At 36.7% G+C, this 25,981-nt stretch carries 25 protein-coding genes and 1 other annotated feature; of the genes, 20 read left to right on the top strand and 5 right to left on the bottom strand.

Annotation, left to right across the window (positions count from 1 at the left end; genetic code table 11):
- Positions 1-15: 15 nt before the first annotated feature.
- The gene (locus ABES02_RS20300; protein ID WP_430139290.1) at positions 16-690 is read right to left on the bottom strand and encodes a Crp/Fnr family transcriptional regulator; all 675 of its coding nucleotides are present in this window, start codon (positions 688-690) and stop codon (positions 16-18) included.
- A gap of 300 nt (positions 691-990) precedes the next feature.
- On the opposite strand from ABES02_RS20300, the gene ABES02_RS20305 reads away from it, so the two are divergent.
- Both ABES02_RS20305 and clpB read left to right on the top strand, forming a co-directional pair.
- The gene (locus ABES02_RS20305) at positions 991-1,170 is read left to right on the top strand and encodes a YjzC family protein (protein ID WP_430139008.1); all 180 of its coding nucleotides are present in this window, start codon (positions 991-993) and stop codon (positions 1,168-1,170) included.
- Between the two features lie 122 nt (positions 1,171-1,292).
- Positions 1,293-3,887: an ATP-dependent chaperone ClpB gene (clpB, locus tag ABES02_RS20310; protein WP_430139011.1), complete on the top strand. Its 2,595-nt coding sequence runs from the start codon at positions 1,293-1,295 to the stop codon at positions 3,885-3,887.
- Positions 3,888-3,937: 50 nt separating this feature from the next.
- Here the strand turns inward: clpB and ABES02_RS20315 are convergent, their stop codons facing one another.
- The gene (locus ABES02_RS20315) at positions 3,938-4,120 is read right to left on the bottom strand and encodes a DUF2929 family protein (RefSeq protein WP_430139013.1); all 183 of its coding nucleotides are present in this window, start codon (positions 4,118-4,120) and stop codon (positions 3,938-3,940) included.
- A gap of 199 nt (positions 4,121-4,319) precedes the next feature.
- Between ABES02_RS20315 and ABES02_RS20320 the strand changes: the two genes are divergently transcribed.
- From ABES02_RS20320 to ABES02_RS20380, 13 genes are all read left to right on the top strand, one after another.
- Positions 4,320-5,042 carry a hydrolase gene (locus tag ABES02_RS20320; protein ID WP_430139016.1) on the top strand — a complete coding sequence of 241 codons (723 nt, stop codon included), beginning with the start codon at positions 4,320-4,322 and terminating at the stop codon, positions 5,040-5,042.
- Positions 5,043-5,123: 81 nt separating this feature from the next.
- On the top strand, positions 5,124-5,954 hold the full coding sequence (locus ABES02_RS20325) for a hypothetical protein (protein WP_430139019.1): 831 nt from the start codon (positions 5,124-5,126) through the stop codon (positions 5,952-5,954).
- Between the two features lie 159 nt (positions 5,955-6,113).
- Entirely contained in the window at positions 6,114-7,061 is a 948-nt protein-coding gene (locus tag ABES02_RS20330; RefSeq protein ID WP_430139022.1) for a BMP family ABC transporter substrate-binding protein, read from the top strand.
- Positions 7,062-7,081: 20 nt separating this feature from the next.
- Positions 7,082-7,279: a ComZ family protein gene (locus tag ABES02_RS20335; RefSeq protein WP_430139025.1), complete on the top strand. Its 198-nt coding sequence runs from the start codon at positions 7,082-7,084 to the stop codon at positions 7,277-7,279.
- Positions 7,280-7,507: 228 nt separating this feature from the next.
- Positions 7,508-8,440: a beta-ketoacyl-ACP synthase III gene (locus ABES02_RS20340; RefSeq protein WP_430139028.1), complete on the top strand. Its 933-nt coding sequence runs from the start codon at positions 7,508-7,510 to the stop codon at positions 8,438-8,440.
- A 50-nt stretch (positions 8,441-8,490) separates the two neighbouring features.
- The gene (fabF, locus tag ABES02_RS20345; protein ID WP_430139030.1) at positions 8,491-9,729 is read left to right on the top strand and encodes a beta-ketoacyl-ACP synthase II; all 1,239 of its coding nucleotides are present in this window, start codon (positions 8,491-8,493) and stop codon (positions 9,727-9,729) included.
- A gap of 305 nt (positions 9,730-10,034) precedes the next feature.
- A complete protein-coding gene (locus ABES02_RS20350; RefSeq protein ID WP_430139292.1) occupies positions 10,035-10,808 on the top strand; it encodes a DUF2268 domain-containing protein in 774 nt (257 codons plus the stop codon).
- A gap of 256 nt (positions 10,809-11,064) precedes the next feature.
- The gene (locus tag ABES02_RS20355; protein WP_430139034.1) at positions 11,065-12,087 is read left to right on the top strand and encodes an ABC transporter ATP-binding protein; all 1,023 of its coding nucleotides are present in this window, start codon (positions 11,065-11,067) and stop codon (positions 12,085-12,087) included.
- Positions 12,074-13,000, top strand: coding sequence for an ABC transporter ATP-binding protein (locus ABES02_RS20360; RefSeq protein WP_430139037.1), 927 nt, complete (start codon positions 12,074-12,076; stop codon positions 12,998-13,000). The genes ABES02_RS20355 and ABES02_RS20360 overlap by 14 nt, the downstream gene beginning before the upstream one ends.
- A 17-nt stretch (positions 13,001-13,017) precedes the next feature.
- The gene (gene opp4B / locus ABES02_RS20365) at positions 13,018-13,986 is read left to right on the top strand and encodes an oligopeptide ABC transporter permease (protein ID WP_430139040.1); all 969 of its coding nucleotides are present in this window, start codon (positions 13,018-13,020) and stop codon (positions 13,984-13,986) included.
- 22 nt (positions 13,987-14,008) lie between these two features.
- Positions 14,009-14,917, top strand: a complete 909-nt coding sequence (locus tag ABES02_RS20370) for an ABC transporter permease (RefSeq protein ID WP_430139043.1) — start codon at positions 14,009-14,011, stop codon at positions 14,915-14,917.
- An 18-nt stretch (positions 14,918-14,935) separates the two neighbouring features.
- Positions 14,936-16,726 (top strand): oligopeptide ABC transporter substrate-binding protein, encoded by a 1,791-nt coding sequence (gene opp4A, locus ABES02_RS20375; protein WP_430139046.1) that lies wholly within the window; start codon positions 14,936-14,938, stop codon positions 16,724-16,726.
- 170 nt (positions 16,727-16,896) lie between these two features.
- On the top strand, positions 16,897-17,643 hold the full coding sequence (locus ABES02_RS20380) for a YjbA family protein (RefSeq protein ID WP_430139049.1): 747 nt from the start codon (positions 16,897-16,899) through the stop codon (positions 17,641-17,643).
- Between the two features lie 57 nt (positions 17,644-17,700).
- Here the strand turns inward: ABES02_RS20380 and trpS are convergent, their stop codons facing one another.
- Both trpS and ABES02_RS20390 read right to left on the bottom strand, forming a co-directional pair.
- Positions 17,701-18,690, bottom strand: a complete 990-nt coding sequence (gene trpS / locus ABES02_RS20385) for a tryptophan--tRNA ligase (RefSeq protein ID WP_430139052.1) — start codon at positions 18,688-18,690, stop codon at positions 17,701-17,703.
- Positions 18,691-18,740: 50 nt separating this feature from the next.
- Positions 18,741-18,996, bottom strand: a binding site (T-box leader).
- 46 nt (positions 18,997-19,042) lie between these two features.
- Positions 19,043-19,408, bottom strand: a complete 366-nt coding sequence (locus ABES02_RS20390) for a DUF3899 domain-containing protein (protein ID WP_430139055.1) — start codon at positions 19,406-19,408, stop codon at positions 19,043-19,045.
- A 221-nt stretch (positions 19,409-19,629) separates the two neighbouring features.
- Between ABES02_RS20390 and ABES02_RS20395 the strand changes: the two genes are divergently transcribed.
- The 5 genes from ABES02_RS20395 (at position 19,630) to ABES02_RS20415 (ending at position 25,440) form a co-directional block, all read left to right on the top strand.
- Positions 19,630-21,324 carry a peptide ABC transporter substrate-binding protein gene (locus ABES02_RS20395; RefSeq protein ID WP_430139058.1) on the top strand — a complete coding sequence of 565 codons (1,695 nt, stop codon included), beginning with the start codon at positions 19,630-19,632 and terminating at the stop codon, positions 21,322-21,324.
- Positions 21,325-21,437: 113 nt separating this feature from the next.
- Positions 21,438-22,370 (top strand): oligopeptide ABC transporter permease, encoded by a 933-nt coding sequence (opp3b, locus tag ABES02_RS20400; protein WP_430139060.1) that lies wholly within the window; start codon positions 21,438-21,440, stop codon positions 22,368-22,370.
- Positions 22,367-23,395, top strand: a complete 1,029-nt coding sequence (gene opp3C / locus ABES02_RS20405) for an oligopeptide ABC transporter permease (protein WP_430139063.1) — start codon at positions 22,367-22,369, stop codon at positions 23,393-23,395. Before opp3b ends, opp3C begins: the two co-directional genes overlap by 4 nt.
- 17 nt (positions 23,396-23,412) lie before the next feature.
- Positions 23,413-24,498, top strand: coding sequence for an ABC transporter ATP-binding protein (locus ABES02_RS20410; protein WP_430139066.1), 1,086 nt, complete (start codon positions 23,413-23,415; stop codon positions 24,496-24,498).
- The gene (locus ABES02_RS20415; protein ID WP_430139069.1) at positions 24,499-25,440 is read left to right on the top strand and encodes an ABC transporter ATP-binding protein; all 942 of its coding nucleotides are present in this window, start codon (positions 24,499-24,501) and stop codon (positions 25,438-25,440) included.
- A 39-nt stretch (positions 25,441-25,479) separates the two neighbouring features.
- Here the strand turns inward: ABES02_RS20415 and ABES02_RS20420 are convergent, their stop codons facing one another.
- Positions 25,480-25,665 carry a hypothetical protein gene (locus ABES02_RS20420; RefSeq protein WP_430139072.1) on the bottom strand — a complete coding sequence of 62 codons (186 nt, stop codon included), beginning with the start codon at positions 25,663-25,665 and terminating at the stop codon, positions 25,480-25,482.
- Between the last annotated feature and the right edge of the window lie 316 nt (positions 25,666-25,981).

Below are 25,981 nucleotides of genomic sequence, written 5' to 3' on the forward strand. Positions count from 1 at the left end.
AATAAAGTTATTTACCTAATCAACCTTACATATTTCCGTTGGGCAATCCTCACAGTCAATGTCATTCTTAAGGAATTCTAAATCATGAATGGTAATCGTTCCTTTTTCAATCGAAAGAATTTTTGCTTTTCTCAGGTCGCTTAATAAACGGTTGACAACTTCCCTGGAAGTTCCGCAAAAATTGGCTAATTCCTGGTTAGTTAGTGGTAATTCAATCAGTATTCCTTTATTAGTTTTTATCCCGTAGCTATTACTGAATCGAATCAACGTAGAATATAAAGCCCCTTTTTTACCATGCAGAACAAGATCGCGAAACTTCGTTTGGGTTTTCCGATATTGCTGACTCATCCATTTGATGAATTCAAAGGAAAGCGATATATTTTGCCCTAGCTTTTCTTCAAGAACATCTTTCATAATAACTGCCACTTCACCACTTTCAATGACTCGGGCACTTAATAAATATCTTGAAGAAGGAGAAAATAAATTTAACTCTCCAACAAAATCACCGTTAGAGCACATTCTTAATGTAAGTTCTCTTCCATCAGGAATAATTTTACTGATTTGCAGAATCCCGCTTTGAACGATATACATTTCATCTGCTGGTGAGCCTTCTTGAAATAAAAAAGTGCCTTTTTCTATTTTTCTAATATGATGAACTGTGTCAAGAAGATGTGACAACGGTACCGGCATTTCTTTTACTGCCTGCATATAAATAACCACCTTTAATGGTACGACATAAATCATAATTTTGAATTTATTAATGACAGTCAAGGCTGGATTTTACTAGATATTACTATCATTATATTGTTTATAAGTAATATTTAGCAATATATGTGGAATAAGTTCATATAATCGTCAAAAAGCCAAACAAAATTTGGTTATTTCTTAGGAAATATTGTCGAACAATGCTAAAAAATATGAAAGAAATTCCTTTAATGGACACACTAGAAAAGGAAATAATAATGAATGTGACGACAAGGAGGGAAAAGAATGGGACAAAATCATCAATTTAAATCAGGGAAAAAAGCCCCTAATAATGGAGTGTATATTGAAGTTGGTGAAACAGGTGACAATGTCGTAAACCCCAAAAAAATTAAGCTTAAAGCAGGCGATCCATTTCCTGAGACATCCAATCATAATCGTGTTTGGACGTATCAGCGAAAACCATAATTTTTAGAGATAAAGTCATCCAAGCAGGATGACTTTTTTGATATCCTAAATTTTACATTGATTCCTGGATTGATTTATAATAAAGGTAATAGGTCAAAAAAGGTCAAAAGGAAGTGAGGAAAATGGACTTAAGCCGAATGACAGAACGGTTGCAAACTGGTTTAATGGATGCTCAATCGAGAGCAGTAAAAAATAATCATCAAGAGATTGATGAATCTCATTTATTTTTATCATTAATGGATCAAGAAGATAGTCTCATCGAGGCTATATTTAGACGTATTGCACTACCACCAGAAAAAGTGAAAAAGAGCCTGTTAGATAATCTGGCAAAAAAACCGCAAGTTACTGGAAGTGGTGTAGAGCACGGAAAGCTTTATATTACAGCAAAACTTCAAAAACTGTTATCAAATGCTGAAGAATTTGCAGATAAGTTTTCTGACGAATATCTATCGATTGAACATATTCTCCTAGCTGCAGCCTATGCCAATCATTCAGAGATGAAACGGATTATTCAATCATTTGGTCATACACCTGAAGATATTTTAAAAGCAATAAAAGAAATTAGGGGGAATCAAAGAGTGACCTCACAAAATCCTGAAGCAGGATATGATGCTTTAAAAAAATATGGAAGGGATCTAGTAGCTGAAGTAAGAGCGGGTAAAGTGGATCCAGTCATTGGCAGAGACACAGAGATTCGGAATGTAATTCGGATCCTTTCAAGGAAGACAAAAAATAATCCCGTTTTAATCGGAGAACCTGGAGTGGGGAAAACAGCAATTGTTGAGGGACTGGCCCAGCGGATTGTCAGAAAGGATGTACCCGAAGGGCTAAAGGATAAAACCATATTCTCATTAGATATGAGCTCACTAATTGCAGGGGCAAAATTCAGAGGTGAATTCGAAGAAAGATTGAAAGCAGTTTTAAACGAAATCAAAAAAAGTGAAGGACAAATATTACTGTTTATCGATGAAATTCATACTATTGTCGGTGCAGGGAAAACAGAAGGTGCCATGGACGCAGGTAATATGTTAAAGCCCATGCTTGCTCGGGGCGAACTTCATTGTATTGGAGCGACTACACTGGATGAGCACCGGAAATATATCGAGAAGGATCCAGCATTGGAACGGAGATTTCAGCAGGTTCTTGTACAAGAACCAAATGTAGAAGATACCATTTCCATTTTACGTGGATTAAAGGAAAGATTTGAAGTACATCATGGGGTGAAAATCCACGATCATGCTTTAGTGGCAGCAACTACATTGTCTGATCGGTATATAACGGATCGATTCTTGCCTGATAAGGCCATTGATCTTGTCGATGAAGCGTGTGCCTTAATTCGCACTGAAATTGATTCGATGCCAACTGAATTAGATGAAGTGACCCGTCGCGTAATGCAGCTCGAGATTGAGGAGGCTGCCTTAAGAAAAGAACATGATGAAGCAAGTAAACACAGACTTGGGTCCCTTTTAAAAGAATTGGCAGATTTAAAGGATCAAGTAAACACAATGAAAGCTAAATGGCTTGCAGAGAAACAAAGTATTCAGACATTACAAGAAAAAAGGGAGCAGCTAGAGAAACTTCGCCGCGAACTTCAGCAAGCAGAAGATAAATACGATCTAAATCGTGCAGCTGAACTTCGTCATGGTCAAATACCATTAGTTGAAAAGGAACTTAAAACATTAGAATTGGAAACAAAAAAGGAAAACCGGCTGCTGAGAGAAGAAGTCACGGGGGAAGAAATTTCGAATATTGTTTCTAGATGGACAGGAATACCGCTTTCTAAACTTGTTGAAGGAGAGCGAGAAAAACTGTTGAAATTGGAATCAATACTCCATGAAAGGGTAATCGGGCAAAATGAAGCCGTAAACTTAGTTGCTGATGCAGTACTTAGGGCTAGAGCCGGAATAAAAGACCCTAATCGACCAATTGGATCATTTTTATTTTTAGGTCCAACAGGGGTAGGAAAAACGGAGTTGGCAAAAGCTTTAGCAGAATCTTTATTTGATAGCGAAGAACATATTATTCGAATCGATATGTCAGAATATATGGAAAAACATGCGGTATCACGCCTAATTGGTGCACCTCCGGGCTATGTAGGCTATGAGGAAGGGGGACAGCTGACAGAAGCGGTAAGAAGAAGGCCATATTCCGTTATTCTAATGGATGAAATTGAAAAGGCTCATCCTGAAGTCTTCAATATTCTCCTTCAAGCTCTCGATGATGGACGAATCACTGATTCACAGGGACGTGTTGTCGATTTTAAAAATACGGTTATCATAATGACCTCTAATATTGGTTCACAATTTTTACTTGAAAGGGCAGAAAATGAAATTGTGATTTCTGATACGGCGAGAGAAAGGGTACTTGGCCAATTAAGAGTGCATTTTCGTCCGGAATTCTTAAACCGAATTGACGAAACCATTCTATTTAAGCCATTATCATTAGAGGAAATCCAGAATATTGTCGTCAAGATGCTGAAAGAGCTTCAAAATAGATTAAAAGAGCAGCAAATTCATATCTCAATTAGTGAAGAAGCAAAAGAATTTATAGCAGTTAACGGATTTGACCCTAATTATGGTGCCAGACCACTGAAGCGTTATATTCAAAGGAGTATCGAGACAAAACTGGCAAGGGAAATTATTGCCGGAAGGGTACACGATGGTTCAAATGTGGAAATAACGGTTCAAAATGAAGAAGTATCAATTTTAATAAAATAACTAGTAAAAGAGGTCTTCCAAATTATTTGGAAGACCTCTTTTATAAAGAATTAATGTTTTTCAACTGGCTCATTTGGTATCAAACTTGATACAACAAAAACTAAAACGGTTACCGCTACAGCTAAAATGGAGCCTAATTTAAAATCAAACCCAACACCATTCATAGAACTTACAACATATGTAAGCATTTGCACTAGTAAAAATAACCAGAAAAAAGTCCAAAAGAATCGCACTATTTTTCACCTCTAACCTTTTTTCATCATTTCTAATATTACCATATGATTTCTATTTAATAAATGTTTATTTGACAATTCACTCATTTAACATCATTCCTATACATAAATGTAAATTATAAATATGGGCAAACTCCCTTTCATCTTGGGAAGACCGACATACAATATGTTGAGGAAATATGTAAAAGGAGATTTACCAATGGACAGTCGTAATTTTCAGATGGATGCCCAATGGAATATTATTTACTACCCTGATAAGCCTACAGGATTTGGGGTCTTAATAATCGGAGATGAACGGCATTTTGTGGATGATAGTAAAAGCTTTTGGACACAAAATGAAGGGAAGTCCGCTATCATTGACCAAATGAAAGAAAAAGGCTACACGCTGTTTTCCTCAAATCTTTATGGGCGAAACTGGGGCAGTGGAAGTGCTGTGGAACTAGCAGAGCGACTTTATCATTATGTCATTCGAAGCGAAATCCTAAATAATAAAATTCATATATTAGCAGAAGGGATGGGAGCACTAGTAGCCGTAAAGTTAATGGAAAAAATGAAGGGGTGTATTCGATCTGTTATCCTCCTAAATCCAATCCTTTCATTAAAACATCATTTAGAACAAGAAAAGGAGCATAAATTTTTTTATAAAAAATTAATAAAAGAACTAGTTACGGCACATCAAATGGAACAAACGTTGCTTGAAAGCACTATTTTTAGTATGGATGATCAAATTAACCTTGAGTATGGATATCCCGTCAAGATTATTCATGTTCTGGCAGGCGGGAAATCGTATAACCAATCAAAACTGTATCAAAAGATAATTAGTAACCCAGAAATTAACCCAACGTTTATGCTGCCGGAAAAAAAACAGCAGCTAGGCAATATCATTATTAGGTTTTTCACAAGCCATGAAACGGTACTTTAAGCATGATCCTCCCCAACATGAAATATTTCCATATAAATCGGCATAGGATTCATTAAGGATAGTTTGGGGAGGAAAATTTTTATGGACAAGGCCATTATTTTTGGTGTTTACGACTTCGTAAGCTTTCATATTTGCAAAACCTTATTAAACAAAGGTATAGAGGTTTATGGTATTCAGATTGAAGATATGGAAAAAATTCAATATCTTGATGAAAAAAGATTTGAAGTAGGACGAAATGCCAATTTTGTTGAACAAAGCCTCTCCCAATTGGAGAAGAGTAACATTCAAGAAAACCCTAAGACAACACTTATTTTTTCATTTTTTGATTTATATATACGAAATAAAGATGACCTTTTTCAAGAAGTTACTGAGTCGATTTTAAAATATGTAATAGAAAATAAAACATACACAGAGCTTGTATTCATTCTCCCTATTCAAATGCTTAGGCAAAGTGAAGAAAGAATCTACAAAAGCTTCTTGGAACAGATAAGGAGCATGGTCAAAAGAATTCAAGTATTTTACTTACCATCCATTTACGGACCATGGCAACCAGCTAGCTTTATGTTCCAACAAGCAATGATGTTAGCTTATCAAAGCATAAATATTTCAAAATCCGAAAGGGAATGGACGGAGGATACCCTTTTTGTTGGTGATGCCATTGATTGCATCCTTGAAACAATGGAAACGGAAGAAACTGGAAGCTATTTACTAGAAAGCGGAATGAAGGATTATTGGAAGATGTGTGCCGCCCTTTTAAATATAGAAGAGAAATTAATGGATTCAAACCAGCTTCAATCTTTTCAAATCAAGGATCAGATTGTTAAAATTCCTTTAAAAAAAATCACCCCAATTTCACAATCTCTACTGAAACAAAAAGAGAATGTGGAGCAATTGTTTGGAAAGCATCAGTAATTTAACTGAAAGTAAAAAAGTGGTAGTTTAGGAAAATTATCTTTTCATTTTACTTTTCAAAGGGTAGAATAAAAATTGAAAAATGCAGGTTTACTTTTCGGATTATATCTAGTGAGAAACAAGTTATTATGTGGCAATCGTTTGAAGGAGATGCATTGAATGCTAAACCGTTTCGGGATCATTCTTTTATGTTTTTTTTTACTTGGAGCTTGTGGGGTAACAAAACCTACAGAGAAACTACAAAAGGTAGGTCTGTTAGTGCCTGAAACGGTAAATGACCAAGTATGGGGGACAAAGGGCTTTAAAGGAATGTTAAAAATTCAATCAAAATTCAATGTAGACGTTTTTTATAAAGAAGGAATGAATTCTGAATCTGTAGTTGAACGTGCTGTTAAGGAGTTTGATCAAAAAGGAGTAAATCTTATTTTTGGTCATGGCTCAGAGTATGCAGAGTATTTTAATAAAATCTCAAATGACTATCCTAACATTCATTTTGTAAGCTTTAATGGCGATGCTAAAAATAAAAACACTACCAGCTTAAATTTTGAAGCTCACGCGATGGGCTTTTTTGGTGGCATGGTTGCTGCGCATATGTCGAAAGACCAAAAGATTGGGGTTATAGCTGCTTATGAGTGGCAGCCTGAAATAGAAGGTTTTTATCAAGGGGCACTGGCTGAAAATAAAAATACACATGTAAGTATAGAATACGTAGGGAATTGGGATGATGAAAAAAAGGCCATTCAATTAGTTGACCGAATGATGGAAGAAGGCGTAGATGTAGTTTATCCTGCTGGGGATGGGTTTAATGTCCCTGTAATCGAAAGGGTCAAGGAACGGGGGCAATATGTTATTGGTTATGTTTCCGACCAATCAGATTTAGGTGAATCAACGGTCTTAACCAGCACCATTCAACAGGTTGATTCTTTATATGTAAAGGTTGCAGAACAATATAATAATCGAAAGTTAAAAGCAGGTAATCTTTCTTTTGATTTTCAGGATAATGTAATATCATTAGGGAAATATAGTCCTTTAGTGAGCAAAGAGTTTATTCGAAAGATGAACAAACAAATAGAGACATATAAAAAAACTGGGAAATTACCAAACTAAATTATCTTAAGGAGATACATATGAGCCACCAAGACAAACAATTACAATTTATGATGATCGCTATGAAATATTTGCCTGAAGCAAAAGAGCAACTCGAAAAGTCTGGAGTCGAACTATCAATGGATTTGATTGAGCCATTTATGAATTTATTTACAAAAGTTATGCAAGAAGCATATGATCTTGGCCGAGAAGAGGCACTTAGTGAAGTAAAACAATAATCAAAGAAGAGCTGCCGCTTATAATTCGGCAGCTTATTTCTTTTTTGAAAAATGGCAAGATTACTACTAGAAAATGAACAAACTAACAATTGGAATGTACATTTGCAGTTGCGAAGAAGTTACAGTTGATTAAATGAGGTCTCATTTGATAAAATTAGTACCAAGTCATAATAATTGATATTAATCTTAGGTATAGAGAATCTTATAAAAATTTAAGGAGATGGAACGATGAAAGCTGGTATTGTTGGAATTGGACGGTATTTACCTGAAAAAATTCTCACCAATCACGATTTGGAAAAAATGATGGATACCTCTGATGAATGGATTCGAACCATGACAGGTATAGAAGAGAGAAGAATCGCATCTGATGATGTGGATACATCTGATATGGCCTTTGCGGCTGCTCAAAAAGCAATTGAGAACGCTGGAATTACCCCTGAAGAGATTGATTTAATCTTAGTCGCTACTGTTACACCAGATTCACCATTTCCATCTGTTGCTTGCAGAATTCAAGAAAGATTAGGGGCTTTTAAGGCAGCGGCAATGGATGTCAGTGCTGCATGTGCGGGCTTTATGTATGGGATTGTAACTGGGAAACAATTTATTGAGACGGAAGTTTATAAAAATGTTCTTGTTGTTGGAGTTGAAAAGCTTTCTAAAATTACTGACTGGAGCGACCGAAATACAGCTGTATTATTCGGAGACGGTGCGGGTGCAGTCGTTCTTGGTCCTGTTTCTGAAAGTCGAGGAATTCTTTCCTTCGAGCTTGGAGCTGATGGCACTGGGTCAAAACACCTTTACCAAGATGAATTTATAATTATGAATGGACGAGAAGTTTTCAAATTTGCAGTTAGGCAAATGGGGGAAAGCTGTATTAATGTGCTTGAAAAAGCAGGACTAACGAAGGATGATGTGGATTTCCTTATACCTCATCAAGCCAACATTCGCATCATGGAAGCATCAAGACAAAGATTGGAGCTTCCAATAGAAAAAATGTCCAAAACGATTAATAAATACGGAAATACCTCAGCTGCATCTATCCCGATTTCAATAGTAGAAGAATTGGAAGCAGGAAAACTTAAAGATGATGACCTCATTGTCATGGTAGGATTTGGCGGGGGATTAACCTGGGGAGCTATTGCAATTAGGTGGGGTAAATAAAAATAGATTTGAATATTAGGAAAAGTTGGTATTGAAAAGGAGATGTACAAATGGAAAAGCGCAGAGTTGTAGTAACAGGCGTGGGAGCGGTGACTCCTCTTGGGAATGATGCTGAAACAACTTGGAAAGGGATTATTGAAGGAAAATCAGGAGTTGGTCCCTTAACAAGAGTAAACGCTGATGAGTATCCTGTAAAGGTAGCAGCAGAGGTAAAAGATTTTAATCCAGAAGTCTTTATGGATAAAAAAGAAGCAAGAAAAATGGATCGGTTTACCCAATTTGCAGTTGCAAGTGCAATAATGGCGGTAAAAGATGCAAATTTAACTATCAATGAAGAAAATTCCCACCGTGTAGGTGTATGGATTGGTTCAGGGATCGGCGGAATGGAAACATTTGAACAGCAATTTGAGATCTTTCAAAAAAGAGGCTATAAACGGGTTAGCCCGTTCTTTGTCCCTATGTTAATTCCAGATATGGCAACTGGCCAGGTATCGATTACTCTTGGTGCTAGAGGATTTAATTCCTGTACAGTAACAGCTTGTGCCACAGGAACAAATTCAATAGGTGATGCCTTTAAAGTAATTCAGCGCGGTGACGCAGATGCTATGATATCTGGCGGTGCAGAAGCACCTATAACGAAAATGTCTGTAGCAGGATTCTGTGCGAACACAGCACTTTCTACAAATCCAGATGCACAAACCGCAAGCAGGCCGTTTGATAAAAACCGCGATGGTTTTGTAATTGGTGAAGGGGCAGGGATCATCGTTCTTGAAGAATTAGAACATGCATTGGCACGTGGGGCTAAAATTTATGCTGAAATCGTAGGATACGGGGCAACTGGGGATGCATATCATATCACTGCTCCAGCACCAGGTGGTGAGGGTGGCGCCCGAGCAATGAAGATGGCCATTCATGATGGTGGATTAAAGCCAGAAGACATGGACTATATTAATGCCCATGGAACTAGTACGGAGTATAATGATAAATTTGAAACACTGGCTGTTAAAGAGGTTTTTGGCGAACATGCTTATAAACTAGCGATGAGTTCAACAAAATCAATGACTGGGCATTTGCTTGGTGCTGCAGGTGGTGTGGAAGCAATTTTTACAGTTTTAGCAATGAGAGATAGCATTCTACCGCCAACTATGAATTATGTAACTGCAGATCCAGAATGTGATTTGGATTATGTTGTAAATGCAGCACGTCCAATGGAAATTAAGACGGCAATGAGTAATTCATTAGGTTTTGGCGGTCATAACGCAACGATTGTCTTTAAAAAATATGAATAATTCACCTACTCGACCAAGCTAACGTGCTTGGTCGATTTTTTGTTGAATGGCTGTGTGATTTCCGCTCCAGGCGCTTCGCTTTCCGCGGGCGGTCCGGGGAGCCTCCTCGTCGCTTCGCTCCTGCCGGGTCTCCCCTGCCCCGTCCTCCCGCAGGAGTCTTCGCGCCTTCCGCTACAATCAACATTGGTACAAATTCAACATTGACCATTAACATTGCCTTTCAAATATTAATCTGTTCTCCAATTGAACGTATCCTTTCAAGATTCATATGATGTTCAGAAGATGGGGTATTTGAGGTGAGCAAAATGGGAATCATTCGAACAGATAAATGGTTAGAAGAGGATTTCAGCAGGCCTATCAAAATCTGTGAAAGGCTTAAGCCATATTTTAATGGGAAATCTACACATGAAATTTATACTCTTTTATTAAACTTTGGAATGTATCGGCCATCCGGAAACTCAAGCAAAAACTTAAGCAATATGGTTGATAACAAGGCATGGAGTCTAGTACATCGATTATTTCAGAAGTATAAAGACAAATGGTCTGGACCTGATGTCCCAATCTTCCTTTTTCCATTAGGACAGTCTGGTGGGATTTTTATGAGGCAGAAGGAGGAGCAAAAAGCTGGGGTTTCATTCCCTGATAAAATGTTTCTATTTCTTTCAGATTTAAAGGACTCAAAAGAAATTGAGGCACTTCTCATTCATGAATACCATCATGTTTGCAGGCTGCAAGCACTTAACAAAAAGATGGAGGACTATACACTGCTCGACTCAATTGTCATTGAAGGTTTGGCAGAATATACCGTATTAAAAAATTGCGGCAAAGAGTACTTAGCCAATTGGGTTCGTATGTATACTGACAAAGAATTATCTATTTTTTGGGATAAATTTATAAAAGAACAGTTAGCTAAGAAAAAAGATGAAAGAATTCATGACCAACTCTTATATGGAGGAGGAAGAATTCCAAAATTGCTTGGATATGCTGCTGGATATGACATTGTTGGCAAGTTTTATGAAAAGAATCATTATTCTACAAAACTATCATTCGCCATCCCGGCAACCGAATATATAAAATGAAAATATTAATATTAGCAATGAAAGCCTATGAATATAGGCTTTTTTTAATAGTATTAAATTGAAAATTACCAATATTCTAAATAAATCTTGCAATTGTAACAATTCTGTAATAGAATTCAAGATACATATAAAGAGAACATTAAAAATAATTCAGCCGCTTTTATGTTCAAATCTTTGAAAATAAAAACCGAAAAATATAAATACTGAGCTAATTATAAAATATACATAAAGCATACCTTGTTAGGGGGGATTCATATTGAGTAATCAGCCACTTTTAGAAATACAAAACCTTCGTACTTCATTCCGTATCCAAGATCAATATTTTGCTGCAGTTGATGATGTAACGTTAACCGTAAAAGAAAACGAAGTGGTTGCCATCGTAGGTGAATCAGGCTGTGGAAAAAGCGCTTTGGCACTTTCGATAATGGGGCTGCATGAAAAGGGACGGACAAAGATAGAAGGAAATGTCAACTTCGGAGGCCGTAACCTCCTTTCACTATCCACTTCAGAGATGAATAAAATCCGTGGAAAAGATATTGGAATGATTTTTCAAGACCCACTTACGGCACTTAATCCATTAATGACCTGTGGTAAACAAATCGAAGAAAGTATGACTTTTCATACGAATTTATCCGGATCAGAAAAAAAACAAAAGGCAATAGAACTATTAAAAAAGGTGGGTATACCAAATCCTGAGCGCACATACAAACAATATCCACATGAATTATCTGGGGGAATGCGTCAACGTGTTGTAATTGCCATAGCGGTAGCCTGTGAGCCGTCGCTTGTCATCGCAGATGAGCCTACAACCGCATTGGATGTTACTATACAAGCTCAAATAATGGACTTGCTAAAAGAACTTCAAAAGCAAATGAAGACTGGGATTATCCTCATCACTCATGACCTTGGGGTTGTTGCTGAAATGGCAGATCGTGTCGCGGTTATGTATGCAGGAGAAATAGTAGAATTAGCAGATGTTGCTACTTTATTTAAGAACCCATTACATCCGTACACTCGGTCACTATTAAATTCCATTCCATCTTCCACAACCGCAAAGGCCAGACTGCACGTCATTAAAGGAATTGTACCTTCACTACAAAAATTACCAAGGCAAGGATGCCGTTTTAAAGATCGAATTGACTGGATGCAAGATCAATCCCATGAAAAAACTCCAATTTTACGAGAAGTAAAGCCAAACCATTTTGTTCGCTGTACATGTTATAAAAACTTTCACTTTTCAGTAAACGGCATGGGGGACAAAAACTATGACATTTCTTAAAATTAATAATCTAAGAGTACACTATCCAATCCGTGGCGGTTTTTTTAGAAGAGTGCTCGCTCATGTAAAAGCTGTAGACGATGTAAGTTTCGAATTAAAGCAAGGAGAAACCTATGGACTCGTTGGTGAATCAGGGTGCGGAAAAACAACAACAGGGAGGACCATTATTGGGCTTAATAAAGCTACATCAGGTGAAATCTCTTTTGAAGGTAAAGAACTAACAAAACTTACCCGGAATGAATTTCATCATTTCCGTAGAGACATTCAAATGATCTTTCAGGATCCTTATTCTTCATTAAATCCCAGAAAACGTGTATTGGATATTGTTGCTGAGCCTTTACGGAATTTTGAAAGACTTTCCCCTGCGGAAGAACGACAAAAAGTTCAGTATTACATAGAAAAAGTTGGATTAAATCCAGAATCCGTTTATAAATATCCTCATGAATTTTCCGGTGGTCAACGCCAACGGATTGGGATTGCCCGCGCACTTACACTAAACCCAAAACTAATTATTGCAGATGAGCCTGTTTCCGCCTTGGATGTTTCAGTTCAGGCCCAAGTATTAAACTTTATGCAGGATATCCAGAAGGAATTTAACTTAACCTATTTATTTATTAGTCACGATTTAGGGATCATTCGGCATATGTGTGACCGGATAGGGATTATGTATGGTGGTCAACTCGTGGAAGAAGGTAAAAGTGAAGAAATATATTCAAATCCATTGCATATTTATACGAAAAGATTAATTTCAGCTATCCCTGACATTAATCCTGAAAACAGAGGAAAGCAAGTGGAACTAAGACGAGAAATAAATACTGAATATAATCATTCGTATGATAAATATTTTAATTCTGAAGGAAAAGTCTATTCATTAAAACCCATTTCTGAGACACACTCAGTTGCACTGCCATAGAGAGGGGATTGAAGAAATTGTTTAAATTTATCTTACGAAGAATCCTAACCATGATCCCTCAGCTATTTATTCTAAGTATTCTTATTTTCATAATGGCAAAAGCAATGCCTGGTGATGCATTGACAGGTCAATTGGTTAGCAATCCAAAGATGGACGCAAAAACCATTCTCGAATTAAAACAAAAATTAGGGATGTTCGACCCTCCCTATGTACAATATGTTAGATGGATAAAAGGACTGGTACATGGCGACCTAGGATTATCCATGATTCATCAAACAAAAGTAACACATTTATTAGCAGGAAGAATGTGGAATACAGTTCTTTTATCCGGAGCCATCCTCATCCTAAGTTATCTAATTTCAATCCCACTTGGAATAGTTGGAGGCAGATGGACTGATTCTTGGGCTGATAAAATGATCGTTGGTTACAATTATTTAACTTTTGCTACGCCATTATTTATCTTGGCGCTTATCGTATTGTTTATTTTTGGATTTATTCTTGGATGGTTTCCAACCAGTGGAAGTGTAGATATTCGGGTAGAAAATGGCACATTTGCTTACTATATGAGCAAGTTGGATCATTTGATTCTCCCGGCGTTTTCAGGAGCAATTGTTAGTACAACCGTAACCATTCAATATTTACGAAATGAAATTATCGATACAAAAATAAAAGATTTTGTAAAAACAGCCAGAGCAAAAGGGGTCAATGAATCAAAGGTTTATACAAACCATATTTTGCGAAATTCCTTTTTACCGATTGCTGCTTTTCTTGGTTATGAAATTGTCTATTTAATTGGCGGATCCGTTTTCTTAGAAACGATTTATGGATACCCGGGAATTGGGCAGTTGTTCGTTTCCTCCATCCTTCAACGTGATTTCAGTGTCGTTACTGCACTTGTTATGATATTTGGTTTAGCTACATTAATAGGAACATTATTATCTGATATCATTTTAAGTGCTGTCGATCCGCGTATCAGGATTGAATAACAGGGATGAGAGGGGGATCATCATGAAAGTCGAATTTACCGGTACAAAAGAACATAAAGTAAAGAAAGAAAAAAGCTCTGGCGCTTTTTCAGTTATGTGGAGAGAAATGGTAAAGGATAAAAAGGCGATTGGGTCGTTGATCCTACTAGGGCTCATTCTTATATTAGTTTATGGAGCTTCTCTTTTGTTAGATCAAGAGAAAATCGTGACAGTAGATTTATTATCGATTTACTCACCTCCATCCTCCGAACATTTACTTGGAACGGATTATGGTGGAAGAGATATACTAGGACAGTTAATCATTGGAGCCAAAAATTCATTTACAATCGGCTTATGTATTACCTTGTTAACCGGTTGTTTCGGCCTTTGTGTAGGAATATGTGCAGGTTACTTCGGTGGAACGGTTGACAATATTATCATGCGAATTATCGATTTTGTTCTTATTCTTCCAACCTTAATGCTAGTTATTGTTTTTGTGACAATCGTACCAGATTACAATGTTTACACGTTTATACTGATTATGAGTGCGTTTTTGTGGACAGGTAAAGCAAGATTAATACGTTCAAAAACTCTTGCTGAAAGAGAACTCGATTATGTCCAAGCTTCCAAAACACTTGGTACACCTAATTGGAAAATCATGTTTCGTGAAGTGCTGCCAAACTTAAGTTCTATTATTATCGTGAATTTAACACTAAATCTTGCTGGAAATATTGGAATTGAGTCTGGTTTAACCTATTTAGGATTCGGTTTACCGGAAAGCACACCAAGCTTAGGGACTCTAGTGAGTTATGCCTCAAATCCGGATGTTCTCCAAAATAAATGGTGGATTTGGTTACCTGCATCATTGCTTATTTTAGTAATGATGTTATGTATAAATTTCATTGGCCAAGCGTTAAAACGTGCAGCCGATGCAAGACAAAGACTAGGATAATAAAGGGGGAAAGGAAGAATGAAGAAAAAATATTTATTCAAGCTTTTCAGTTTCATGGCTTTACTCGTATTAGTTTTATCCGCTTGCAGCAATTCAACAGGCGGGAGCGGTAAGAAAACAGAAACATCAAATGGTAAGCCGAAAGAAAACATTGGGAACTTTCCATTAGTAGTGAAGAATGATAAGAATGCAATAAATGATGGCTCTCTAACCTATGGTTTAGTATCGGATACCCCATTTGAAGGCACTTTAAACTATGCTTTTTATGATGGAAATCCAGATTTCCTCGTTCTTCAATTTTTTGATGAGCCATTATTTTCAACAAATGGAGACTATGAATATACAAATGATGGTGCTGCCACATATGAAATGTCTAAAGACAATAAAACGATTACTGTAAAAATTAAAGACAATGTAAATTGGACTGATGGAAAGCCAGTAACTGCTCAAGACTATGAATATTCATTCCTGGTAATTGGAAATAAGGATTACACTGGGGTCCGATACGGTGACGCCATTATTCAAAGTATTGTAGGAATGAACGAATACCATGAAGGAAAAGCTCAAAATATCTCAGGTATCAAAATTATCGATGATAAAACCCTTTCGATTACATTTACACAAGCAAATCCATCGTTATTAACTGGCTTATGGCCATACGCGCTTCCTAAGCATTACCTAGGTGATGTTGCCATTAAGGACTTAGCAAAGTCGGATAAAATTCATAAAGATCCTATTGGTTTTGGACCGTTTAAAATTAAAAAGATGGTCCCAGGAGAATCCGTTGAATATGAACGTAATGATGACTATTATGCAGGAAAGCCAAAATTAAAGAGCGTTGTATTAAAAGTTGTTAATCCTAAAGTTATTTTACAATCAATGAAAAAAGGTGAAGTTGATATTGCTGAATACCCAGTAGACCAATATGCGGCCGCAAAAGGGTCTAAAAACTTCCAATTCCTTGGAAAAATCGATTTAGCCTACAGTTATATTGGCTTTAAATTAGGTCATTGGGATGCCGATAAGGGTATTAACGTCATGGATAATCCAAAGTTCCAAGACAAACGTTTACGTCAGGCAATGGCTTATGCTTTAGATCAAAAATCAGTCGGTGATAAAATTTACAATGGTTTACGGTTCCCGGCAACTTCATTAATTCCACCTTCCTTCCCTAGTTGGTCTAGCAACAATGCCAACCCAATTGGTTATGACCCAGCAAAAGCAAAAAAACTATTGGATGAAGCAGGTTATAAGGATGTAGATGGCGATGGACTCCGTGAAGATCCGAAAGGTGAAAAATTTCATATCAATTTCTTGGCAATGAGTGGAGGAGATGCAGCTGAACCACTAGCAAAATTCTATATTCAATCATGGAAAAATGTTGGTTTAGATGTATCTCTTAATGATGGCCGTTTAGCAGAATTCAACTCATTCTATGATATGGTTCAGAACGATGACCCTAAAGTAGAGGTTTTCCAGGCTGCATGGAGCACAGGTACCGATGTTGATCCATACGGACTATATGGTAAAGATGTACCATTTAACTTCTCACGTTTTATTAGTGAGAAAAACGATCAGTTATTAGCTGATGGTCATTCCGAAAAAGCATTTGACCATGATTACCGTAAGAAAGCCTACGAAGATTGGCAAAAATTCATGAACGATGAAATGCCGGTAATTCCAACATTGTTCCGTTCAGTAATTACCTCGGTTAATAATCGTGTAACAGACTATTCAGTGGATCCAAAAGATAGCAGCTTTGTATGGTCTAAAGTTGGTGTCTCAAGCAAGACTCCAGATGTAGAATAATAATATAGAAAGAGATGATCTTCATTTAGGATCATCTCTTTTTTTTGTCAAAACACAATTAGGGAAAATATTATTATGTTATCTGGAGCAAAATATATATAAAGGAATAATTTAACTTATGTCTGCCCATACTGATTGACAAATAGTTTCTTGAAGTGAGGGGATGTACGATGTTGTATCTTCATGATGTTTGGGTAAATTGGTTTGAAGGTGAAGAAAACGGTTATAATGTTTGCCACTTTCATGAATGGCGTAAGGATGACGGAGTGGAACTATTAGATCAGGTTCCACTGTTAAAAGTCGAACCTATTCTATTTAACTATATTGAAAATGATTTGTCAGAGTTACCTCAACAACTTCTAGATGATATTTATCAAAAAGCATACTTAAGGAAAAATCATGAAAGAGTCCAGTTAGATTATTGCTTTGTGGTAACAGATGGGGTAGGGATACTTGCCATTGATACAATTGGATATAATATCCCAATAAGGAAAAGCAGACTAATCCCAAGACAGGAACAGCTTGTGTATGAAATGATTGGGACACATGATGCCCAGAAATATCATTTCTATCAACAGCCAAGAACGAAAGATTTCCATATTCTCTCCCCAGAACCAGAACTAATGAGAGGATTAACCCGAAAAGAACGACAATTAAAACAACTGTTATTTATGGCGCTTGATCAACTTCTTTCATCTAATAATGAAGCAGAGATTCGCTATTGGTTCACCGAGTGGTGCCCAGAACAGTATTCCACCATTCAAGAGCTGAATTTTGAAGAAGCTTGGGAACAGTTGTTTGACGAAGCAAAATACGGCTGGTCCAAAAAGCACGAGACATTTTGTGAAAATTTAATTAAAGGTCAGCCATTTTTTGAAAAACTATGGGAAATGGAACATGGTCCAAAAGTAAACTAAAAGCCTGACCCAAAAGGTGTGTCACATATACCTTTTGTGGATCAGGCTTTTTTGTATTTATCTCCTTTTTCTTCCAAGCCCCATTGCACGTTCCATTTTCTTTAGTGTTTTTGTAGCAACAAGGTTTGCTTTTTCAGCACCGCGGTCTAAAATATCATCAAGCTCAGACGATTCCATTAAATGAAAATACTTTTCTTGAATCGGCTTAAAGAAATTTACAACTACTTCTGCTAAATCACCTTTGAAATCCCCATAGCCTTTACCATGATACATTTCCTCAAGCTCTTGAATCGATTGTCCTCCTAATATGGAATAAATGGATAAAAGATTTGAAATACCAGGTTTATTTTCCTTGTCTAGTTTTACGATTCCTTCCGAATCGGTTACAGCACTTTTGATTTTTTTCTCCATTTGTTTTGGATCGTCCAAAAGCGTAATGGATGCTTTTTGATTTGGATCAGATTTGCTCATTTTTTTCGTAGGCTCTTGGAGTGACATAATACGTGCGCCAACCTTAGGAATACTAATTTCAGGAATGGTTAGAATGTCATTGTATTTTTTATTAAATCTTTCTGCTAGATCTCGGGTTAATTCTAAATGCTGCTTTTGATCTTCTCCAACTGGAACAAGATCTGTGTTATACAATAAAATATCTGCTGCCATCAGCGGTGGATAAGTTAACAAACTTGCGGAAACAGCTTCTTTCCCAGCTGATTTATCTTTAAATTGAGTCATTCTTTCTAATTCTCCGATATATGAAACACATTGCATCATCCATCCTGCCTGAGCATGTGCAGGGACTTCCGATTGAATAAATAAGGTTGCTTTTTCCGGATCAATTCCTACTGCGAGATACAATGCAGCTAAGCTGCGAATGTTTTTACGAAGAGTCACCGGATCTTGTGGAACGGTTATTGCGTGCTGATCAACGATACAAAAGAAGCAATTGTAATCATGCTGTAAGTCCACGAATTGTTTCAATGCTCCAATATAGTTCCCAAGTGTAATCGTTCCACTCGGCTGAATTCCTGAAAATATTGTTTTCATTTCATTTCCTCCTAAAAAATCTAAATAAAAAACCATTCATCCCTAAAAACAATAGGGACGAATGGTTTCGCGGTACCACCCTAAATTACTCAAAATGAGTCACTCAGTTCCATAATCAATTAATGGGTTGATTAGGATTCCTTATTAACGCAAGGAAAACGTCTACTCCTACTATTGGTTCCAAAAATGGAAGGGTTCAGAAAGAAGCTCCAAAGTCCATTCAGTACTTTTTCGTGTTTGTTTCCACCAACCACAAACTCTCTGCATCGAAAAATAGTACATACTACTCTTTATCATCGCTTTATTGCCATTATTCATTTACTCACATTATAAATGAAGTGCATATTTAATTTCAAGTCAGCAAAAAATAATAGGCGAAGAGGGCAACTAGCATCAAAGCCCCATTCACAATTCCATTAAATAGAAGCGGTTTTTGATTTATGGTAACAAGCTCTGATAATCCCGGGATTTCATCAAATTTTTTGTGCTTATGTCCCCTTGAAAATGCAAGTGTAAAGGATCTTGAAATGACATCATAAAATCCACTATTGATTGTATATACCAGCAAGGAGGTTAAAATGAAAGCGGCTGAGATGTAAAAAGATATATTGATATAGCTTAATAATGAAATTTTATGATTGAAAATAAAGGACAAGACAAAAATGGAAAGTTGTGTAAACGCTACCATTAATATTCTTTTTCTAAGAATTGAATTCACATGCAAACCTCCAAAACATTGATTTAATAAGAAAAACATAGCTATATTATACCCAAAAATCACAATAAGTCTAAATTATAACACAGGAAATTGTAATGTTTACGTAAAGGTTGTTTCTAATCTGTAAATTAATTTTCAAAAAGTAATGTACAATTAGTTGAAAATATGTATAATAGAGAATGTAGTAATTTTTCAGAATAATAGAAAAGGGAGGTCTACTAGTGAAGAAATCTAAACTTTCACTACTACTAGTACTATCACTAGTTCTTAGCATGTTCCTAGCAGCTTGCTCTGGCGGTAAGGACACAAGCAAGGATACTAGCAAAGACACAGGCAAGGACAAAGGCGCTGCAACAGAGCAATTAGCAGACACTCAAGAACTTAATGTTTTAGAATCTGCTGAAATTCCATCATTGGATAGTGTTATGAACCAAGACGTTCTTGGTGGTACCATTTTAGGAGCAATTAACGAAGGTCTATACCGTTTAGATCCAGACCAAAAGGTTATCCCAGGTGTTGCTGACGGTATGCCAACTTATAATGATGACAAAACAGTTTTAACAATTAAATTGAAAAAAGATGCAAAATGGTCTAACGGAGACGCTGTAACTGCAGAAGACTTCGTGTTTGCATGGCAACGTGCAATCGATCCAAAAACTGCTTCTCCTTACGGTCCATACTTCATGATGGGCAAAATCAAAAACGCAACTGAAATTACTGAAGGTAAAGCAAAACTTGAAGACTTAGGAATTAAAGCGATTGACCCTAATACATTAGAAATCACTTTAACAGGTCCAATTCCTTACATTGAGTCTTACCTAACATTCTCATTGTTCTACCCTCAAAATAAAAAGTTCGTTACTGAAAAAGGCGCAGACTTTGCAAAGGATGCTGCTAACCTAGTATACAACGGACCATTCAAAATGACTAAGTGGGATGGCCCAACTGCAACTGAATGGGTAGTTGAAAAGAACGAAACTTATTGGGATGCAAAAAATGTAACTTTAACAAAAATCAATTTTAACGTATCAAAAGATGGTCAGGCTTCTGCTAACGCATTCACAGCTGGCGAAACTGATATCACACCAAAGCTTTCACAAGCTGCAATTCTTTCACAATTTGAAGGAACAAAAGATTTACTTCGTTACCAAGAGCCATCAATTTGGTGGTTAAAAATGAATGAAAAGATTCCTGCTTTGAAAAACAAGAACATCCGTAAAGCTATCGCTTTGTCTGTTGATAAAAAAGCTTTAGTTGACGATGTATTAGCAAACGGTTCAATCGCTGCTGACTTCTTAGTACCAAAAGATTTTGCATTCTTAGATGGTAAAGACTTCCGTGATACTGCTGGAACTTACCTAAAAACTAATAAAGAAGAAGCTAAAAAACTTTGGGAACAAGGGTTAAAAGAACTTGGTCTTAAAGAAGTTTCTCTAGTTTATGTTGGACAAGACACTGAAGCAGCAAAAACAACTGATGCTTTCATTAAAGACCAATTAGAGAAAAATCTTCCTGGATTAAAGCTAACGATTGAAAGCGTACCATTCAAAATCCGTATCGCTCGTGAAGATAAAGAAGATTATGGCTTATTAATGGGCGGTTGGGGTCCAGACTATGCAGACCCTATGACTTTCATGGATCTTTGGGTAACTGGCGGAGGCCAAAACCATATGGATTATGGTAACCCAGAATTTGACAAACTTATTAATGCGTCAAATAAAGATTTAGCTCTTAAACCAAAAGATCGTTGGAAAGCTCTTCAAGATGCTGAAAAAATCTTGTTAGAAGACGATGCTGCAATCACACCATTATACCAACGTTCTGCTAACCTTTTAGTAAATCAAAAGGTTAAAGGATTTGCTCACCATGCATTTGGTGCAGAATATAGTTACCAATGGATTAAACTCCTTAAGTAGTAGCTAGACCCAATCAAATAGAAAGAGAGTATATTGGAAAAATATACTCTCTTTTTACCTGTATCAGAATTGTCGAAAAATGTCGAATATTTCACAAATTAGGAGGTGTAGGCATGGCTAAATATTTATTGCAGCGTGTTATCTATATGTTAATTACACTTTTAATTGTAGCATCTGTTACCTTTTTCCTCATGAAGCTTATTCCAGGTAGTCCCTTTAATAACTTTGAAAAGCTTACGGAAGTTCAACGCAACATTTTGCTTGATAAGTACAATTTAAATGACCCCGTGCCCGTTCAATATTTACACTATATGGAAAATATGGTGAAGGGTGATTTGGGGATCTCCTTCCAATTTGATAATACCCCTGTTACAGAACTTCTTGCAAACCGAATTGGTCCTTCTGCGACATTAGGTTTTGAAGCTATGCTTTTTGGTTCAATTATTGGTATTTTTCTAGGTGTTCTTGCTGCTTTAAAGCAAAATACTTGGGTTGATTATGGTTCTACTTTTTTAGCGGTTGTTGGTAAATCGGTTCCGTCATTCATTTTTGCTGGTTTGCTTCAATATTACGTAGCCGTTAAATTAGGGTGGCTTCCAGTTATGTTTTGGAGGGGTCCAGAATATACCATCCTTCCAACGATAGCTTTAGCTATGTTCCCAATTTCTATCGCAGCACGATTTATGCGAACTGAAATGATTGAAGTATTGGGCTCGGATTACATTACCCTTGCAAAGGCAAAAGGCGCCAGCTTTTGGCAAATTAGCATAAAGCATGCTTTAAGGAATGCCTTAATTCCGGTTGTTACCGTTCTTGGTCCTCTAGCAGTCAGCTTAATGACAGGATCATTAGTAATTGAAAGAATTTTTGCTATTCCTGGTTTAGGGGAACAATTTGTAAAGTCAATCAGTGTCAACGACTACCCTGTAATCATGGGAACAAATATTTTATTTGCAGTGTTGTTTGTCGTCATTATCTTAGTTGTTGATATCCTTTATGGAATTATTGACCCACGTATCCGTATTTCGGGGGGGAAGACTAAATGATTAACAAAGAAACTTTAATTTCTAAAGACATGTTTGCACCCGCACTTGTCGACCCTTCGAAAAGTGAAAAAATCTCTAAGCCAAGCTTAAACTTCTGGCAGGATTCATGGCTCAGGGTTCGCAAAAATAAGGGGGCTGTATTCAGTCTTGTAGTACTTGTAATTTTAATTGTCATGGCATTTGTTGGACCATTAATTACACCATATGCATATGACACGCAAACAACGAAGCATAATAACCTTCCGCCACGGATTCAAGGGCTAGAGAATGTCCATTGGCTTCCGTTTGATGGAACTTTATCAAGAAGAGATGGCACTGAATATAACGCCTATGAAGTACGAAAGGTAGATGCCTATTATTGGTTCGGTACTGATAACCTAGGCCGCGACTTGTTTGCTCGTACATGGAAAGGTACTCAAGTCTCCTTATTTATTGCATTCATGGCAGCATTAATTGATATGTTGATTGGTGTATCATATGGTGCTATATCAGGATATATAGGCGGTAAATTGGATAGTTTTATGCAGCGGATAATTGAAGTAATCGTTGGTATACCGAACTTAATTGTCGTTGTACTCATGATTCTAGTCCTAAAACCGGGGATTATTCCAATTATTATCGCCCTGACAATTACTGGATGGACTAGTATGGCGCGTGTTGTTCGTGCCCAAGTATTGAAATTTAAAGGTCAGGAATTTGTACTTGCAGCTAAAACTCTTGGAGCATCGAATAGCTCGATTATATTCAAGCATATGATTCCGAACATGTTTGGAGTAATTATTATTAATACAATGTTTTCTATTCCAAATGCAATTTTCTTTGAAGCATTCTTAAGCTTTATTGGGTTAGGACTTCAAGAGCCAAATGCTTCATTAGGTACATTAGTAAATGATGGATTTAAAGCAATGATTGCTTTTCCATATCAAATGATTATTCCGTCTGTTATGATTGCATTAATTATGGTTTGTTTTAACCTAGTAGCTGATGGATTACGTGATGCGCTAGATCCAAAAATGCGTGATTAGAAGGCAGGTGAATGGTAGTGGAGAAAGTATTACAAGTAAAAGATTTAAATATATCGTTTCACACTTTTTCAGGTGAAGTAAAAGCGATTCGTGGCGTTAACTTTGAGTTATATAAAGGGGAGACGCTTGCAATTGTGGGTGAATCAGGTTCAGGTAAATCAGTAACTACAAAATCAATTATGCGTCTGCTTCCAGAGCATAATTCTGAAATAAAAAGTGGTGAAATCTTATTTGACGGAAAAGATTTAACAAAATTAAAAGATAAAGATATGCAAAAAATTCGTGGTAAAGATATTTCGATGATATTCCAGGATCCGATGACTTCTTTGAATCCGACAATGAAAATCTCTAATCAGATAATGGAACCGTTAATTAAACATCAAAACATGAGTAGACATGCTGCGAAAGAAAGAGCGGTTGAATTATTAAAATTAGTTGGGATTCCAAAGCCGGAGATTCGTGTTAATCAATATCCACACCAATTTTCTGGTGGGATGAGGCAAAGGGTTGTTATCGCTATTGCATTGGCATGTAATCCGAAAGTTCTTATTGCCGATGAACCGACAACAGCGCTGGATGTAACCATTCAAGCACAAATTCTTGAATTAATGAAGGATTTGCAGAAAAAAATTGATACATCGATTATTTTCATCACTCATGATCTGGGTGTTGTTGCCAATGTAGCTGATCGGGTCGCAGTTATGTATGGTGGGAAAATTGTCGAAATTGGAACTGCTGATGAGATTTTCTACAATCCACAGCATCCATATACTTGGGGATTAATCAGTTCAATGCCAGACATGGAAACTGATGATGAGGAGTTATTCTCTATACCAGGTACGCCACCTGATTTATTAGACCCTCCTAAGGGTGATGCCTTTGCTCCGCGTAATCCATATGTCATGAAGATTGACTTAGAGCAGGAGCCGCCGTTTTTCAAAGTGTCTGATACACACTATGCTGCGACATGGCTTTTGCATCCGGATGCACCAAAGGTTGAACCGCCTGATGCTGTAAAGAGACGTCAAAATCAATATTTAGGAACCACTGGTGTGGGTGTTGGGGCAGGAAGTCAATTCCCTGGAATTAAGGAGGGAAAATAAATGGCTGAAAAGAAGAAACTATTAGAAATAAAAAATTTAAAGCAATATTTTAATGAAGGTAAGGCAAATGAAGTAAAAGCAGTAGATAATGTTTCGTTTGATATTTATAAAGGCGAAGTAATGGGGCTTGTTGGCGAGTCAGGCTGTGGGAAATCAACTACTGGTCGAACTATTATCCGTTTATATGATGCTACGGGCGGAGAAGTTTTATATGACGGTGTTGATGTTCACGGCAGGAAATCTAAAAAACAGTTAAAAGAGTTTAACCGGAAAATGCAAATGATTTTTCAGGACCCATATGCATCTTTAAACCCAAGATTAAAAATTGCCGATGTAATTGCCGAGGGAATTGATATTCATGGGTTGGCAAAATCGAAAGAAGACCGGATGAATCAGGTTTATGAATTGTTAGAGACTGTTGGTTTAAATAGGGAACACGCTAACCGTTACCCTCATGAATTTTCTGGTGGTCAGCGCCAGCGTATTGGTATTGCTCGTGCTCTTGCCGTTCAACCTGAGTTTATCATTGCGGATGAGCCAATCTCCGCTTTGGATGTTTCAATTCAAGCTCAAGTTGTTAATTTAATGAAAAAGCTCCAAAGTGAAAAAGAATTGACGTACCTTTTTATTGCACATGATCTTTCCATGGTAAAATATATTAGTGACCGTATTGGTGTAATGTATTTTGGTAAAATGGTCGAGCTTGCACCTGCGGATGAATTATACAGAAACCCTCTTCATCCGTATACACAATCATTATTATCAGCCATTCCGGCTCCTGATCCGATCAGTGAAAGAACTCGCAGACGTAAATCCTATGATCCTGCTAGTCATAATTATCAGGATAATGAGGCTGTTGAATTTAGAGAAGTTACACCTGGACACTTTGTTCTCTGTTCTGAGAGAGAATATAAACAATATCTAGCACAAAGTAAACATTAAAAAAAAACGATCTCGAGTTTGAGATCGTTTTTTCATAAATCATTTTCTATTTCCACCGACATTTTTCCAACCAGTTTGATATTTAGCACCTCGGTCTGTAAATTCAGTGCGGCGTTTACCACCAAAAACCTTCTCTCCAAAACTGTTTGTTATAACACCCATTAGGGCCGTAATCCCAACAATTAATAAAGCAACCATCGTTAAATCAGTTATGTAACCACCCATGTTATACCCTCCATTTTTACTAACAAAAATTGAATCTGCAAAAAAAAATGACTATCCCCTTACTCTATATTGTAAAAGAATTAACAAAGTATGAAAAGAGGAAAATCACTTAACTTGATGAAAGTTTAGTGGAATTATGTATGCGTTTTCATTTCCAGTAACTTAATTGAGAATAACTTTGTAATTTTTTATGGTAGGTGTCTTAAGGTTGGGAAATTTCACCTAAAGTTCATAAAGGGCCCTCAAAAAGGAAGACTTAAGATACGAACATTATTAAAGGAAGAATAGTTGCTAATAAAAAAAATCGTTGAGAAAA

The sequence above is a fragment of the Neobacillus pocheonensis genome, from assembly GCF_050477905.1.
GTDB lineage: Bacteria > Bacillota > Bacilli > Bacillales > Cytobacillaceae > Neobacillus > Neobacillus pocheonensis_A.

Excerpts from the sequence above, each read along its gene's own strand:
- ABES02_RS20350 (WP_430139292.1), top strand. The coding sequence starts at position 10,035 with ATGGGAATCATTCGAACAGATAAATGGTTAGAAGAGGATTTCAGCAGG.
- ABES02_RS20320 (WP_430139016.1), top strand. The coding sequence starts at position 4,320 with ATGGACAGTCGTAATTTTCAGATGGATGCCCAATGGAATATTATTTAC.
- trpS (WP_430139052.1), bottom strand. The coding sequence starts at position 18,690 with ATGAAAACAATATTTTCAGGAATTCAGCCGAGTGGAACGATTACACTT.
- ABES02_RS20305 (WP_430139008.1), top strand. The coding sequence starts at position 991 with ATGGGACAAAATCATCAATTTAAATCAGGGAAAAAAGCCCCTAATAAT.
- ABES02_RS20380 (WP_430139049.1), top strand. The coding sequence starts at position 16,897 with ATGTTGTATCTTCATGATGTTTGGGTAAATTGGTTTGAAGGTGAAGAA.
- ABES02_RS20420 (WP_430139072.1), bottom strand. The coding sequence starts at position 25,665 with ATGGGTGGTTACATAACTGATTTAACGATGGTTGCTTTATTAATTGTT.
- fabF (WP_430139030.1), top strand. The coding sequence starts at position 8,491 with ATGGAAAAGCGCAGAGTTGTAGTAACAGGCGTGGGAGCGGTGACTCCT.
- ABES02_RS20340 (WP_430139028.1), top strand. The coding sequence starts at position 7,508 with ATGAAAGCTGGTATTGTTGGAATTGGACGGTATTTACCTGAAAAAATT.
- ABES02_RS20360 (WP_430139037.1), top strand. The coding sequence starts at position 12,074 with ATGACATTTCTTAAAATTAATAATCTAAGAGTACACTATCCAATCCGT.
- opp3C (WP_430139063.1), top strand. The coding sequence starts at position 22,367 with ATGATTAACAAAGAAACTTTAATTTCTAAAGACATGTTTGCACCCGCA.
- opp4A (WP_430139046.1), top strand. The coding sequence starts at position 14,936 with ATGAAGAAAAAATATTTATTCAAGCTTTTCAGTTTCATGGCTTTACTC.
- ABES02_RS20300 (WP_430139290.1), bottom strand. The coding sequence starts at position 690 with ATGCCGGTACCGTTGTCACATCTTCTTGACACAGTTCATCATATTAGA.
- ABES02_RS20335 (WP_430139025.1), top strand. The coding sequence starts at position 7,082 with ATGAGCCACCAAGACAAACAATTACAATTTATGATGATCGCTATGAAA.
- opp3b (WP_430139060.1), top strand. The coding sequence starts at position 21,438 with ATGGCTAAATATTTATTGCAGCGTGTTATCTATATGTTAATTACACTT.
- clpB (WP_430139011.1), top strand. The coding sequence starts at position 1,293 with ATGGACTTAAGCCGAATGACAGAACGGTTGCAAACTGGTTTAATGGAT.
- ABES02_RS20325 (WP_430139019.1), top strand. The coding sequence starts at position 5,124 with ATGGACAAGGCCATTATTTTTGGTGTTTACGACTTCGTAAGCTTTCAT.
- ABES02_RS20415 (WP_430139069.1), top strand. The coding sequence starts at position 24,499 with ATGGCTGAAAAGAAGAAACTATTAGAAATAAAAAATTTAAAGCAATAT.
- ABES02_RS20330 (WP_430139022.1), top strand. The coding sequence starts at position 6,114 with ATGCTAAACCGTTTCGGGATCATTCTTTTATGTTTTTTTTTACTTGGA.
- ABES02_RS20370 (WP_430139043.1), top strand. The coding sequence starts at position 14,009 with ATGAAAGTCGAATTTACCGGTACAAAAGAACATAAAGTAAAGAAAGAA.